We start from the raw sequence: 14,381 nt of genomic DNA, 5'->3' as shown, positions 1-14,381 counted from the left end.
ATCAGATGGATGAGGAGGCCGCTGCCCGCTCGTAGCGGGCGCGAATGGCAACATCATTGCTTCCCGCTTTTAACGGGGGCAGGCGCGGGCCCTTGAAAGGAATCAGGCCGGAGCAATCATGGCTCTTCGGCTTTGAGTTCCTTTTCCATCTTCTGCAATTCCTGGGAAAAAGCCTGATCCTGAACGGTGGCGCGTTTACGCCAGGGTTTGCGTTCCGGTTCGGGCTGAGCGGCGTAGGTGGTGACTTCCCCGCCGTAAACTTCCTTGTAACGTTGTTCCTGGCGCTCAAGTTCCGCGCGCAGTTCGTCTTTCGTCACAGTGCTACCTGTATGGGTTGAGATTAATTCTGGTAAATCGCGCTGCAGCAAATGCATTGACCACGCTCGCCGAAAGGACAATGCCCGCAAAGGCATCGTTTTACGACTCGGCAATCAATACTTCCATGTTGCAGGCGGCCACGGCACCAGAGCAAAACGGCTGACGTAGCATCAGTTTCCTGTTTCAGCGAGCGCGCTGGCGGAGCATATGAAATGAACGACAGGCACTTGCTGCGGGCAGCCGCGATGGAACATCGTGCTGCCGGGTGACGCAATCGGCAAGTAAAAACCGAGTGGTCACTGAGTTGCATTATAGCGGTCGATTTGCAGAACACTATCGCCAAGGAGTTAAAAATGAATGGCAATGTGTGATTGTTTTGTTACTTGCAAGTTTTGCGGTCACTTAGCAGTGATGTCTTTCTGGCGTCATTAAGTCGAACAAGTTAAAGATTACATGGGGTGCTTTAACGGCGGGTTCAAGCAAAGGTAAAACATGTAATAGGGAACGAGCCGAAACCTGCACAGCGACTGTCGCGTCCAATAGGGCTGATTGCGATTATCGGTCGGCCGTTCGATAATCGCCCGATCTTGGCTGCCTGTGGCTTGTGCGCCGAACCCGGGGCCGCATGTAATAGCCTTCGCCGATCCGTGTGGGAAAAGGACCTGATATGAACGAGCAAATGCGCAATTCCTTCGCTTCAGTAGCGCCGCCGATAGTCGCGTCGCCCGCCAAGCGGATCCAGGCCCTGACCGGCGACCCGGATTTCATGACGTCCCTGGCCCGTGGCCTGGCCGTGGTGCAAGCGTTCCAGGAGCGCAAACGGCATTTGACCATCGCCCAGATCAGTCACCGCACGGAAATTCCCCGCGCCGCTGTGCGACGTTGCCTGCACACCCTGATCAAACTCGGCTACGCCACCACCGACGGTCGCACCTATTCGCTGCTGCCCAAAGTGCTGACCCTCGGCCATGCCTATCTGTCCTCGACCCCGTTGGCGGTGTCGGCCCAGCCTTACCTCGACCGCATGAGCGAGCAACTTCATGAGGCCTGCAACATGGCCACGCTGGAAGGCGACGACATTTTGTACATCGCCCGCTCGGCGACGACTCAGCGTCTGATCTCGGTGGACCTGTCGGTGGGCGGACGCCTGCCCGCCTATTGCACCTCCATGGGCAGGATTCTTCTCGCGGCACTGGACGACACGTCACTGCGTGAATACCTCGACCATGCCGACCTGCAAGCCAAGACCAGTCGCACTCTGCATACCCCCGAAGCGTTGCTCGAGTGCCTACAGGAAGTACGGCAACAAGGCTGGTGCATCGTCGATCAGGAACTGGAACAAGGCCTGCGCTCGATTGCCGTTCCGGTGTACGACGCTTCCGGGCAAGTGGTGGCTGCGCTCAACGTCAGCACGCACGCCGGCCGGGTCAGCCGCAACGAACTGGAGCAACGTTTCCTGCCGGGTCTGCTGGCGGCCAGCCGCAACCTCAGCGCCCAGCTGTTTGCCTAAGCTGTTCGGTAATCGCCCAGACTCGCGTTTAACGAATTGACGCACTTTCCCCAGGATCACTAATGTCGCGGCAGCGCCAGCCTAGGCTGGCACCTGTCCGACTGCGTTCTTGCGTGGAATAAAAATAATGAACCAGCCTCAGTCTGCTGTAGGAAACTGCCTCGACGTGCAGTCCTTCATCAATGCTCAACCCATTTCGCGCTACCAGTGGCGAGTGGTAATCCTGTGTTTCCTGATTGTCTTCCTCGATGGCCTCGACACCGCGGCCATGGGTTTCATCGCGCCGGCACTGTCCCAGGACTGGGGCATCGATCGCGCCAGCCTTGGCCCGGTGATGAGTGCGGCGTTGATCGGCATGGTCTTCGGCGCACTGGGTTCCGGCCCGTTGGCTGACCGCTTCGGGCGAAAAGTCGTACTGGTGGGCGCCGTGTTGTTATTCGGCGCCTTCAGCCTGGCGTCGGCTTACAGCACCAATGTCGATCAATTGCTGGTACTGCGCTTCCTGACCGGCCTGGGCCTCGGCGCCGGTATGCCGAACGCCACGACGTTGCTGTCGGAATACACCCCGGAGCGCAAAAAATCCTTGCTGGTGACCAGCATGTTCTGCGGCTTCAACCTCGGCATGGCCGGTGGCGGGTTTATTTCGGCCAAGCTGATTCCGGCGTTCGGCTGGCACAGCCTGTTGCTGATCGGCGGAATTCTGCCGCTGATCCTCACCGTCGTTTTACTGCTCTGGCTGCCGGAATCGGCGCGTTACCTGGTTGTGCGCAATCGCGGCACCGACAAGGTACGCAAGGCGCTGGCGCCGATCGATCCGAGCGTTGTCGCTCAGGCATCCAGCTTCAGTGTGCCGGAACAGAAAACCGTGAAGGCCCGCAACGTGTTTGCAGTGATCTTCTCCGGCACTTACAGCACCGGCACCTTGCTGTTGTGGCTGACCTACTTCATGGGCCTGGTGATCGTTTACCTGCTGACCAGTTGGCTGCCGACGCTGATGCGTGACAGCGGCGCGAGCATGGAGCAAGCGGCGTTTATCGGCGCGCTGTTCCAGTTCGGCGGCGTGTTGAGCGCCGTGGGCGTGGGTTGGGCGATGGATAGGTTCAATCCGCACAAAGTCATCGGCACTTTCTACCTGCTGGCCGGGGTGTTTGCCTACGCGGTAGGGCAGAGCCTGGGCAACATCACGCTGTTGGCAACCCTGGTGCTGGTGGCGGGGATGTGTGTCAACGGCGCGCAATCGGCGATGCCTTCTTTGGCGGCGCGGTTTTATCCGACTCAAGGGCGGGCGACGGGTGTGTCGTGGATGCTCGGGATTGGTCGCTTTGGCGCGATCCTCGGGGCTTGGATGGGCGCGACGTTGCTGGGGTTGGGCTGGAACTTTGAACAGGTGCTGACGGCGCTGGTGATTCCGGCGGCGTTGGCGACCACGGCGGTGGTGATCAAGGGCATGGTCAGCCATGCGGATGCGACCTGAGTCCGGGTTTCAGGATCTTCAGTGGGTTTGATGGCCTCTTCGCGGGCAAGCCTCGCTCCTACAGGTTCAGTGATTACCTGTAGGAGCGAGGCTTGCCCGCGAAGCTTTTGAGGTCGGTAGCGAGACAACAATCTGTTCGATAAACGAACACTCAGTCGATTATCGGATTGTTTGGGGTTTTTATGGGGCTTACTCTCTAGTCATTCCGGCGCGCGCATCGCGCCTTTTTCTACCACTGTCGGTTCATAACAAAACGGGAGCCTGCCCCATGGCTGAAATCCTTTCGCTGCACGACGCGGTGAAGCAATTCGTTAACGACGGCGATACCGTTGCGCTCGAAGGCTTCACTCACCTGATCCCTACGGCGGCGGGTCACGAAATCATTCGTCAGGGCAAGAAAGATCTGACGCTGGTACGGATGACGCCTGACCTGATCTACGACCAGTTGATCGGCGCCGGTTGTGCTCGCAAGCTGATTTTCTCCTGGGGCGGCAACCCGGGCGTGGGCTCGCTGCACCGTCTGCGTGATGCGGTCGAGAAGCAGTGGCCGCACCCGCTGGAAATCGAAGAACACAGCCACGCCGACCTCGCAAACGCCTACGTCGCTGGTGCCTCCGGCCTGCCGTTCGCGGTGCTGCGAGCCTACGCCGGTTCCGACCTGCCAAAGGTCAACCCGCTGATCAAGAGCGTTACCTGCCCGTTCACCGGTGAAGTACTCGCGGCCGTGCCTTCGGTGCGCCCGGACATCACCGTGATCCACGCGCAGAAAGCCGACCGTAAAGGCAACGTGCTGCTCTGGGGCATTCTCGGCGTGCAGAAAGAAGCCGCACTGGCCGCCAAGCGTTGCATCGTCACCGTTGAAGAAATCGTCGACGACCTCAATGCACCGATGAACTCCTGCGTGCTGCCGACCTGGGCCTTGAGCGCGGTCTGCCACGTTCCCGGTGGTGCGCATCCGTCCTACGCTCACGGCTACAACGAGCGTGACAACCGTTTCTACCAGGCCTGGGACCCGATTGCCCGCGACCGTGAAACCTTCACCGCGTGGATCAACGAGTACATCCATGGCTGCGCTGACTTCAGCGAGTTCCAGGCCAAGCTGGCCGCTGCTTCGGAGGCGAAGTAATGACTTACACCACCAATGAAATGATGACCGTTGCCGCCGCACGCCGACTGAAGAACGGTTCGGTGTGCTTCGTTGGCATCGGCCTGCCGTCGAAAGCGGCCAACCTGGCGCGGCTGACGTCCTCGCCGGACGTAGTCCTGATCTATGAATCGGGTCCGATCGGTGCCAAGCCGAGTGTATTGCCGCTGTCGATTGGTGACGGTGAACTGGCGGAAACCGCTGATACTGTGGTCCCGACTGGTGAGATTTTTCGCTACTGGTTGCAGGGCGGGCGCATCGACGTCGGTTTTCTCGGCGCCGCGCAAGTGGACCGCTTCGGCAACATCAACACCACGGTGGTCGGCGATTATCACGCACCGAAAGTCCGTCTGCCGGGCGCCGGTGGCGCGCCGGAAATCGCCGGCTCGGCCAAAAGCGTGTTGATCATCCTTAAACAGTCGGCGCGTTCCTTCGTCGACAAGCTCGACTTCATCACCTCGGTCGGCCATGGCGAGGGCGGCGATTCGCGCAAGCGTCTGGGGCTGCCGGGTGCCGGTCCGGTCGGCATCATCACCGACCTGTGCATCATGGAACCGGAAGCGGGCACCCATGAATTCGTGGTCACTGCGTTGCACCCTGGCGTGACCCGCGAGCAAGTGGTTGCGGCCACCGGTTGGGCGATTCGTTTCGCCGACACCGTTGAACACACCGCCGAGCCGACCGAGGTTGAACTCAAGGCACTCAGGGATCTGGAAGCCCGCACCGCCGCCGCCCACGGCCAAGCACCCGGAGAAGCGTGATGCGTGACGTTTATATCTGCGACGCGATTCGCACCCCCATCGGCCGTTTCGGCGGTGGCCTGTCGGCGGTTCGCGCCGATGACCTGGCCGCCGTGCCGATCAAGGCATTGATGGAGCGCAACCCGTCGGTGGACTGGAACGCCGTGGACGAAGTGTTCCTCGGCTGCGCCAATCAGGCCGGCGAAGACAATCGCAACGTGGCGCGCATGGCGCTGCTGTTGGCGGGCCTGCCGGAAACCATTCCGGGCGTGACCCTCAATCGCCTCTGCGCTTCGGGCATGGATGCCATCGGCACCGCGTTCCGCGCTATCGCCAGCGGTGAAATGGAACTGGCGATTGCCGGCGGCGTCGAGTCGATGTCCCGCGCTCCGTTCGTGATGGGCAAGGCCGATGCGGCGTTCTCGCGCAACATGAAGCTGGAAGACACCACCATCGGCTGGCGTTTCATCAACCCGTTGATGAAAGCGCAATACGGTGTCGATGCGATGCCGCAGACCGCCGACAACGTGGCCGACGATTACGAAGTGTCCCGAGAGGATCAGGACGCGTTCGCCCTGCGCAGTCAGCAGCGCACTGCCGCCGCGCAAGCTGCAGGATTTTTCGCGGAAGAAATCGTTGAAGTGCGGATTGCCCACAAGAAGGGTGAAACCGTCGTCAGCCAGGACGAACATCCTCGCGCCGATACCACGCTGGAAACCCTGGCCAAACTGAAACCGGTCAACGGTCCAGACAAAACCGTCACCGCCGGCAATGCGTCGGGTGTGAACGACGGTGCGGCGGCACTGATTCTGGCCTCGGCCGAAGCGGTGAAGAAACACGGTTTGACCGCTCGCGCCAAAGTGCTGGGCATGTCCAGCGCCGGTGTCGCACCGCGTGTCATGGGCATCGGCCCGGTCCCGGCGGTACGCAAATTGACCGAACGTCTCGGCCTGGCGGTCAGCGATTTCGATGTGATCGAACTCAACGAAGCCTTCGCCAGCCAAGGCTTGGCGGTGTTGCGTGAACTGGGCCTGGCGGACGACGCGGCGCAGGTCAACCCGAACGGTGGCGCCATTGCCTTGGGCCATCCGCTGGGCATGAGCGGTGCGCGCCTGGTGTTGACGGCGTTGCATCAGCTGGAAAAAACCGGTGGCAAGAAAGGTCTGGCGACCATGTGCGTCGGTGTTGGCCAGGGTCTGGCCTTGGCGATCGAACGCGTCTGACGCGCAGCAGTGACAATAAGAACAGAGGAAAGCGAAATGACTGACAAGCCTGGTTACCGTCGCCCGCAGGAAGGCACTCAGCCTGAGTACCTGCACCCGACGTATCAATCCACCAACCGTCGCTCACCGTCGAAGCCGTTGGTGTTTTTGCCTCATTCGTTGTCGGAAATTACCGGTCCGACCATCGGCGCCGAACGCGTCAACGAGAGTGACAATGACCTGACCGCCCAGCACAAGGGCGAACCGCTGGGCGAGCGCATCATCATTCACGGCCGCGTGCTGGATGAAAACGGTCTGCCGGTGCCGGGGATTCTGGTGGAGATCTGGCAGGCCAACGCCGCCGGTCGCTACAACCATGCCCGCGACCTGCACGACGCGCCGCTGGACCCGAACTTCACCGGCACCGGCCGCACCGTGACCGACGCCGATGGCTGGTATCAATTCCAGACCATCAAGCCCGGCGCTTACCCGTGGGGCAACCACCACAATGCCTGGCGTCCGGCGCACATCCATTTTTCGCTGTTCGGGCCGAGCATCCTGACGCGCCTCGTCACGCAGATGTATTTCCCCGGCGACCCGTTGCTGGCGTACGACCCGATCTACAACTGCGTGCCCGATACCAGCGCCAAAGAGCGCTTGATCGCCAGTTTCGACCTGGAAAAAACCATCCCTTCCTATGCCCTCGGTTATCGCTGGGACATCGTCTTGCGCGGCCGCGACGCCACGCCGATGGAGAAATAAGATGACGCTGACTGCGACCACGTCCCACACCGTCGGGCCGTATTACCACATCGGCCTGACCTGGCTGAACCGCGAAAACCTCACCGTCGAACAAACCCTGGGCGAGCGCGTTGCGATCACCGGGCAAGTCATCGACGGCAACGGTGACATCGTCAACGACGCGATGCTGGAAGTCTGGCAGGCCAACGCCGCCGGCAAGTACGACCACCCTGAAGACGATCAGGCCAAACCGCTGGACCCGAACTTCGAAGGCTTCGGCCGGATCCCGGTGGATGCCGAAGGGCGCTTCCGCTTCACCACGATCAAGCCGGGCACGGTGGAAGGCCTGAAAGGTTCGACCCAGGCACCACACCTGGTGGTGCTGGTGTTTGCTCGCGGGCTGGTGAAGCACTTGCTGACGCGGATTTACTTTGATGGCGAACCGGCCAACGTGTCGGACCCGCTGTTGGAGTGCGTGCCGGCCGAACGCCGCAATACCTTGCTGGCGAAGCAGGATGCGACCGGTGTTTATCAGTGGAATGTGATTCTGCAAGGCACGGATGCGGAGACGGTGTTCTTCGACTACTGAGTTGGCTTGAGATCATTCGCGGGCAAGTCGGATCGCCGCACCGCTCGCTCCTACAGGTTTTGAATTGGTCATCACATTTTGTGAACGGCACAAAACCTGTAGGAGCGTGGCTTGCCCGCGAAGGCGTCCATAAGTACGCCACCGAATGTTCGTGTGGAACGGGACTGTTGCAAAGTGTGTCTAGACTCTCACTGTCCCCATTGAGTAAAAAACAATGACAACGCCAACTGCTTCACCCGCGCTATACACCGGCGAAGAGCGCAGCAAACGAATCTTTGCGATTGTCGGCGCCTCGTCCGGCAACCTCGTCGAATGGTTCGACTTCTACGTCTACGCCTTTTGCGCGATCTATTTTGCTCCTGCCTTTTTTCCGTCCGATAACCCGACGGTGCAGCTGGTCAACACCGCGGGCGTGTTTGCCGCCGGGTTTTTGATGCGACCCATCGGAGGCTGGATTTTCGGCCGTGTCGCGGACAAGCACGGGCGCAAGAATTCGATGCTGATTTCGATTCTGATGATGTGCTTCGGATCGCTGCTCATCGCGTGCCTGCCGACCTACAAGGACATCGGCGTCTGGGCGCCAATCATGCTGCTGTTCGCGCGCTTGCTGCAGGGCTTGTCGGTGGGCGGTGAGTACGGCACCACCGCCACCTATATGAGCGAAGTGGCCCTCAAGGGCCAGCGCGGGTTTTTCGCCTCGTTCCAGTACGTGACGTTGATTGGCGGGCAACTGCTGGCGGTGACGCTGGTGGTGATCCTGCAACAGTTCCTCACCGAAGATGACCTGCGCGCTTACGGCTGGCGGATTCCGTTCGTGGTGGGGGCGATGGCGGCGCTGGTTTCGCTTTATCTGCGTAGATCGCTGAAAGAAACCACCAGTAAGGAAATGCGCGAGAACAAGGACGCCGGCAGCATCCGCGCGTTGTTCCGCGACCATAAGGCCGCGTTCATTACCGTGCTCGGTTACACCGCCGGCGGCTCGCTGATTTTCTACACCTTCACCACGTACATGCAGAAATACCTGGTGAACACCGCCGGCATGCACGCCAAGACCGCCAGTTACATCATGACCGGCGCGCTGTTCCTTTATATGTGCATGCAGCCGTTCTTCGGCATGCTCGCGGACAAGATCGGCCGCCGTAACTCGATGCTGTGGTTCGGTGCGTTGGGTACGTTGTTCACCGTGCCGATTTTGCTGAGCCTGAAAAGCGTCACCAGTCCGTTTCTGGCATTTGTCCTGATCACTGTGGCGCTGGCGATCGTCAGTTTCTACACCTCGATCAGCGGCCTGGTGAAAGCCGAGATGTTCCCGCCGGAAGTACGCGCCTTGGGCGTTGGCCTGGCGTATGCGGTGGCGAATGCGATTTTCGGCGGTTCGGCGGAATACGTCGCGCTGAGTCTCAAGGCCGTGGGCATGGAAAACTCCTTCTACTGGTACGTTACGGTGATGATGGCGGTGGCGTTCCTGTTCAGCCTGCGTCTGCCGAAACAGGCGAAATACCTGCACAACGACCTTTGATCCATCCGCGTGGGCCACATCGGCCCACGCTTTCAAGGACTGTTTATGAACCAGCGACCGGGCAATCAATTGTTCGATGCCTATTTCACTGCGCGCGATATGCGTGAGGTGTTTTGCGATCAGGGCCGGGTTCAGGCCATGCTCGATTTCGAAGCGGCGCTGGCCCGCGCCGAGGCGCATGTCGGGTTGATTCCGCAGACGGCGGTGGCACCTATCGAAGCGGCTTGCCGCGCCGGGCACTACGATTTCGCCGCCCTTGGCGAGGCGATTGCCACGGCGGGTAATTCGGCGATTCCGCTGGTGAAGGCGTTGGGCAAACAGATCGCCACCACCGATGCCGAAGCCGAGCGCTATGTGCATCTGGGCGCCACCAGCCAGGACGTGATGGACACCGGCCTGGTGCTGCAATTGCGCCGGGCGCTGGAATTGATTGAGGGCGATCTGGCGCAGCTGGGCGAAACCCTTTCAACGCAAGCCCAGCGTTATGTCGCCACGCCGCTGGCCGGGCGCACCTGGTTGCAGCACGCAACGCCGGTCACCTTGGGCATGAAGATCGCCGGTTGGCTGGGCGCCGTCACCCGCAGCCGTCAACGCCTGCAAGAACTCAAACCACGCCTGCTGGTGCTGCAATTCGGCGGAGCCTCCGGCACCCTCGCGGCCCTCGGTGCGCAAGCGCTGCCGATTGCCGACGCGCTGGCCACGGAGCTGCACCTGACGTTGCCCGACCAACCGTGGCACACCCAACGTGATCGCCTGGTGGAGTTCGGTTCGGTGCTGGGATTGATCGCCGGCAGCCTCGGCAAGCTCGGTCGCGACATCAGCCTGTTGATGCAGACTGAAGCGGGCGAAGTGTTCGAACCCTCGGCGCCGGGCAAGGGCGGTTCGTCGACCATGCCGCACAAACGCAACCCGGTGGGTGCCGCCGTGCTGATCGGCGCTGCAACACGGGTTCCCGGTCTGCTCTCGACCCTGTTCAGTGCGATGCCGCAAGAGCACGAGCGCAGCCTCGGCCTGTGGCATGCCGAGTGGGAAACCCTGCCGGAGATTTGCTGCCTGGTGTCCGGTAGCCTCAAGCAAGCATTGCTGGTGGCCGACGGATTGGAAGTGGACGCCGAGCGCATGGCCCGCAACCTCGACCTGACCCAAGGCCTGGTGCTGGCCGAAGCGGTGAGCATCGTCCTCGCACAACGGGTCGGTCGCGACACCGCGCATCATTTACTGGAGCAATGCTGCAAGCGTGCTGTGGCCGAGCAGCGGCATTTACGCGCGGTGCTGGGCGACGAGCCGCACGTGACTGCCGAGCTCTCGGCCGCTGAACTCGATCATCTGCTGGACCCCGCTCACTACCTCGGACAGGCCCATACCTGGGTCGAGAGAGCGGTGGCTGAACATTCTACGTTGACTGCCTGAAGGAGACTGCTGTGGCTTTCGTACAACTCGCCGAGGGCGAACTGCACTACCAAATTGAAGGGCCGCAACTCGATGGCCCGGTCGATGCACCGGTGCTGGTGCTGTCCAACTCGCTGGGCACCGACCTGCACATGTGGGACGCGCAAATTGCCGCGTTCACCGAGCATTTCCGCGTGCTGCGTTTTGATACCCGTGGCCACGGCAAATCCCTGGTCACGCCGGGGCCCTACAGCATCGAGCAACTGGGCCGAGATGTGCTGGCGCTGCTGGATGCGTTGCACATTGAGAAGGCGCATTTCTGCGGTCTGTCGATGGGCGGCTTGATCGGCCAGTGGCTGGGCATCAATGCCGGTGATCGATTGAACAAACTGGTGGTGTGCAACACCGCCGCGAAAATCGGCGACCCGTCGATCTGGAACCCACGCATCGAGACTGTGTTGCGTGACGGCGCGGCCGCCATGGTTGCGCTGCGTGATGCGTCGATTGCGCGCTGGTTTACCCCGGACTTTTCCGCTGCCAATCCGGCGGCGGCGAAGAGGATTACCGACATGCTCGCGGCGACTTCGCCTCAAGGCTACGCGGCCAATTGCGCTGCCGTGCGCGATGCCGATTTCCGTGATCAGCTGCCCTCGATCAAAGTGCCGTTGCTGGTCATCGCCGGCACCGAAGATGCGGTGACGCCGCCGTCCGGTGGGCACTTCATCCAGGAGCATGTGCAGGGCGCCGAGTACGCCGAGTTCTACGCGGCGCATCTGTCCAACGTGCAGGCCGGCGATGCGTTCAGTGATCGCGTTCTCGCTTTTTTGCTGGGCCATTGAGGGGAACATCCGTGGACGAGAAACAACGTTACGACGAGGGCATGAACGTGCGCCGCGCAGTCCTCGGCGACGCCCATGTCGACCGCAGCCTGACTGCGCTGACCGAGTTCAACTCGGAGTTTCAGGAGATGATCACCCGCCACGCGTGGGGCGACATCTGGACCCGCCCGGGCCTGCCGCGCCATACCCGCAGCCTGATCACCATCGCCATGTTGATCGGCATGAACCGTGAGGGTGAACTCAAACTGCACCTGCGTGCCGCCGCCAACAATGGCGTGACCCGTGGCGAGATCAAGGAAGTGATCATGCAGAGCGCCATCTATTGCGGCATCCCGGCGGCGAATGCGACGTTTCATTTGGCCGAGTCGGTGTGGGATGAGTTGGGCGTCGAATCCCGGGAATAGACCAAACGCCACACACCTGTAGGAGCCGGCTTGCTGGCGATTTGGACGACGCGGTTTGTCAGGCGGATCGCGTCGATCCTATCGCCAGCAAGCCGGCTCCTACAGGATTTGCGTTGCCGGGTGGATCGGGACTGTTTTCAGACGGTCGCGACGATGAATATCCGCTTGAACGGAAACAACGTTCGCCCGTCGCTCTCCGGCGGGTAATGCGCGTGTATGCGCATCAGGTAGTGGTAAATGAAGCGCGCCTGTTCATCGGCCTTGAGTGCCTGCATCACTGGCCGCAGCGCCGAGACCTTGACCCAGTCATAGATCGGCGATTGGCCGCAGACCACCTGCAATTGCTCGGTCTCCCAGATGTCCAGGGTTTTGGTGATCGGGGCGAGCAAGCGGTAGTAATCTTCCAGCGACATGAGCGTCCGTGCGGCCATGGCCTCGCGCAGTTGCGCCGTGCCTAACGGTTGGCCGCAAGCACCCGCGTCTTCCAGCGTGTCGAGCACCAACCGATACCACAACGCATCCCGCCAGTCGGGCATGTGCGCTGCCAGGCAACCGCCTGGGTTGAGCTGCCTGAGCAGCCGCGGCAGCAGTTGATGGTGATCCTTGATGAAGTGCAAAACGGCAGCGGCGAACAGCAGGTCCGCTGGCTGTTCGGGCTGCCAGTCGAGCAGGTCACACTGTTTCCACGACGCCTTGATGGGCAGAAGGCGGGCTTCGTCGAGCATTTGTCCGGAACTGTCGATGCCCTGCAACTGCGCGCGAGGCCAACGCTTGGCCAACAGTTGCGTGGCGATGCCGGTGCCGCACCCCAAGTCATAAATACGTTGGGGCGATTTCAGTTCGACACGACCGAGCAATTCATTGACCGGTCGTTGCCTGAGGCGCGAAAACTGCTGGTACGCCTTTGCGTCCCAGTCGGATGTGACGGGTGCAGGATTGAGTCGGGTGACCATGAGGTGGTCCTCTGGTGATCAGCGGTGTCTTCCGATGACAGCCTGGCTAAAGTCTTGCGGACCCACATCAACAGATAACGGAAGGGGAAGGGTTGAAAGCGCCTGAGTCCTGTCAGGTTTTTTCACTGTAATTGACGGTGGGTGAAGCGCCAGTCAGCCTGACAAGCGGCTGACTCGATATCGCGTTATCGTTCTTCGCGGGCAAGCCTCGCTCCTACAGGTTTTGTGCCCGTCACAAAATGAATAACCAACGCAAAACCTGTAGGAGCGAGGCTTGCCCGCGAAGGCGTCCTCGAGGCTTACAACAAACTGATCGGGTAGCTGATGATCAACCGGTTCTCGTCGAACTCGTTGTTGCTGTAGTCGCGGCGCATGGTCGAGTTGCGCCATTTGACGTTCAGGTCCTTCAGCGCACCGCTCTGCACGGTGTAGCCCAGTTCACTCTCGCGGCCCCATTCCTTGCCGTCGGTGATGGTGCCGGTGTGCACGTTTTCGCCGCTGATGTAGCGGTTCATCAGGGTCAGGCCCGGTACGCCGAGCGCAACGAAGTTGTAGTCGTGACGCACCTGCCAGGATTTTTCCCGCGCGTTGTCATAGCTGGAGTTGTAGCTGTCGTTGGCCAGCGTGCCGCCGCTGGTGCCGTTGACCCGCATCCAGGCGTTGTCGCCGGTGAGTTTTTGCAGGCCGACGTAGAAGGTGTTGCCGCCGTACTTGGCGGAAAGCATTCCCGACCAGGTCTTGTTATCCAGATCGCCGGCACGTGCGCTGCCGTCTTCCTTGCCGTAGAAGAAACCGAGGTTGGCGCCCAGGGTCCAGTCGCCGATGGGTTGGCTGTGAATCAGGTTGACGTATTGCTGGCTGTAGATGTCCTTGAGTTCGGCGTTCCATAGGCCGATCTGGGTGCGTTTCTCGTTGAACAGGTATTCGCCGCCCTGGAAGTTGAAGCGGTCGGAGGTGAAGGCCGCTTTGCCGGTCATCGACATGTCGTTCATGCTGCTGTCGTCACGCGGGCTGTTCTGGCGGAACTGGCCGCCGTAGAGCGTCAGGCCGTTGATTTCCTTCGACGTGATCTGACCGCCACGGAAGGTTTGTGGCAGCGAGCGACCATCGTCGGAGCGCAGGATCGGCAGCACCGGCATCCATTCGCCGACCTTCACTTCGGTCTGCGACAGCTTGGCCTTGAACGCCACGTTGGTGCGACCGAAGTTGTCCGCCGGGCGGCCATCGTGGTCCAGCGGCAGCAACTGCGTACCGCCGGTGCCTTTCCCACCGTCGAGTTTCACCGAGTACAGCCCCAGCACATCCATGCCGAAGCCGACGGTGCCTTGGGTGAACCCGGACTTGGCGTCGAGGATGAAACTTTGCGTCCACTCTTCAGCCTTGCCCTGTGCCTTGGTCGGGTTGGTGAAGTTGCGGTTGATGTAGAAGTTGCGCAGGTTCAGGTTGACCTTGGCCCCTTCGACAAAACCCGCCTCTTCGGCCGTGGCGGGCAGGGCGGCACCGGCCAGTGCGAGGGCGATCAGGCTGGGAACGAAATAAGTGGAAGGCGTCATGGGCTC

14 protein-coding genes are annotated in these 14,381 nt (G+C 60.9%); 11 read left to right on the top strand and 3 right to left on the bottom strand.

The window, feature by feature from the left end; genetic code table 11:
• Positions 1 to 116: 116 nt before the first annotated feature.
• Complete coding sequence (locus ACYZUC_RS13655; protein ID WP_007903846.1) at positions 117 to 317, bottom strand: hypothetical protein; 201 nt, start codon at positions 315 to 317, stop codon at positions 117 to 119.
• Positions 318 to 985: 668 nt separating this feature from the next.
• Here ACYZUC_RS13655 and pcaR point away from each other — a divergent pair.
• From pcaR to pcaC, 11 genes are all read left to right on the top strand, one after another.
• Positions 986 to 1,828, top strand: coding sequence for a pca regulon transcriptional regulator PcaR (gene pcaR / locus ACYZUC_RS13650; protein ID WP_008025635.1), 843 nt, complete (start codon positions 986 to 988; stop codon positions 1,826 to 1,828).
• A 127-nt stretch (positions 1,829 to 1,955) separates the two neighbouring features.
• On the top strand, positions 1,956 to 3,302 hold the full coding sequence (locus ACYZUC_RS13645; RefSeq protein ID WP_008039434.1) for a 4-hydroxybenzoate transporter PcaK: 1,347 nt from the start codon (positions 1,956 to 1,958) through the stop codon (positions 3,300 to 3,302).
• Positions 3,303 to 3,570: 268 nt separating this feature from the next.
• The gene (locus ACYZUC_RS13640; RefSeq protein WP_008025638.1) at positions 3,571 to 4,428 is read left to right on the top strand and encodes a CoA transferase subunit A; all 858 of its coding nucleotides are present in this window, start codon (positions 3,571 to 3,573) and stop codon (positions 4,426 to 4,428) included.
• Positions 4,428 to 5,207, top strand: a complete 780-nt coding sequence (locus ACYZUC_RS13635) for a CoA-transferase subunit beta (RefSeq protein ID WP_150630975.1) — start codon at positions 4,428 to 4,430, stop codon at positions 5,205 to 5,207. Before ACYZUC_RS13640 ends, ACYZUC_RS13635 begins: the two co-directional genes overlap by 1 nt.
• Positions 5,204 to 6,409 (top strand): 3-oxoadipyl-CoA thiolase, encoded by a 1,206-nt coding sequence (gene pcaF, locus ACYZUC_RS13630; RefSeq protein ID WP_207286332.1) that lies wholly within the window; start codon positions 5,204 to 5,206, stop codon positions 6,407 to 6,409. Before ACYZUC_RS13635 ends, pcaF begins: the two co-directional genes overlap by 4 nt.
• A gap of 36 nt (positions 6,410 to 6,445) precedes the next feature.
• Positions 6,446 to 7,150, top strand: a complete 705-nt coding sequence (gene pcaH, locus ACYZUC_RS13625) for a protocatechuate 3,4-dioxygenase subunit beta (RefSeq protein WP_461996300.1) — start codon at positions 6,446 to 6,448, stop codon at positions 7,148 to 7,150.
• A 1-nt stretch (position 7,151) separates the two neighbouring features.
• Positions 7,152 to 7,718 (top strand): protocatechuate 3,4-dioxygenase subunit alpha, encoded by a 567-nt coding sequence (pcaG, locus tag ACYZUC_RS13620; protein ID WP_461996298.1) that lies wholly within the window; start codon positions 7,152 to 7,154, stop codon positions 7,716 to 7,718.
• Positions 7,719 to 7,932: 214 nt separating this feature from the next.
• A complete protein-coding gene (locus tag ACYZUC_RS13615) occupies positions 7,933 to 9,237 on the top strand; it encodes an MFS family transporter (protein ID WP_461996296.1) in 1,305 nt (434 codons plus the stop codon).
• Positions 9,238 to 9,282: 45 nt separating this feature from the next.
• Positions 9,283 to 10,647, top strand: a complete 1,365-nt coding sequence (locus tag ACYZUC_RS13610) for a 3-carboxy-cis,cis-muconate cycloisomerase (RefSeq protein WP_461996295.1) — start codon at positions 9,283 to 9,285, stop codon at positions 10,645 to 10,647.
• An 11-nt stretch (positions 10,648 to 10,658) separates the two neighbouring features.
• A complete protein-coding gene (gene pcaD, locus ACYZUC_RS13605; RefSeq protein WP_461996293.1) occupies positions 10,659 to 11,465 on the top strand; it encodes a 3-oxoadipate enol-lactonase in 807 nt (268 codons plus the stop codon).
• Positions 11,466 to 11,476: 11 nt separating this feature from the next.
• On the top strand, positions 11,477 to 11,869 hold the full coding sequence (gene pcaC, locus ACYZUC_RS13600) for a 4-carboxymuconolactone decarboxylase (RefSeq protein ID WP_192420624.1): 393 nt from the start codon (positions 11,477 to 11,479) through the stop codon (positions 11,867 to 11,869).
• A gap of 137 nt (positions 11,870 to 12,006) precedes the next feature.
• Here pcaC and ACYZUC_RS13595 read toward each other — a convergent pair whose 3' ends face one another.
• Together ACYZUC_RS13595 and ACYZUC_RS13590 are read right to left on the bottom strand one after the other, a co-directional pair.
• Positions 12,007 to 12,822, bottom strand: coding sequence for a methyltransferase domain-containing protein (locus ACYZUC_RS13595; protein WP_461996291.1), 816 nt, complete (start codon positions 12,820 to 12,822; stop codon positions 12,007 to 12,009).
• 299 nt (positions 12,823 to 13,121) lie between these two features.
• Complete coding sequence (locus ACYZUC_RS13590) at positions 13,122 to 14,375, bottom strand: OprD family porin (protein WP_461996289.1); 1,254 nt, start codon at positions 14,373 to 14,375, stop codon at positions 13,122 to 13,124.
• Positions 14,376 to 14,381 lie beyond the last annotated feature (6 nt).

The organism is Pseudomonas sp. GT1P32 (assembly GCF_054897805.1).
This window is presented reverse-complemented; position numbering and strand designations above follow the sequence as displayed.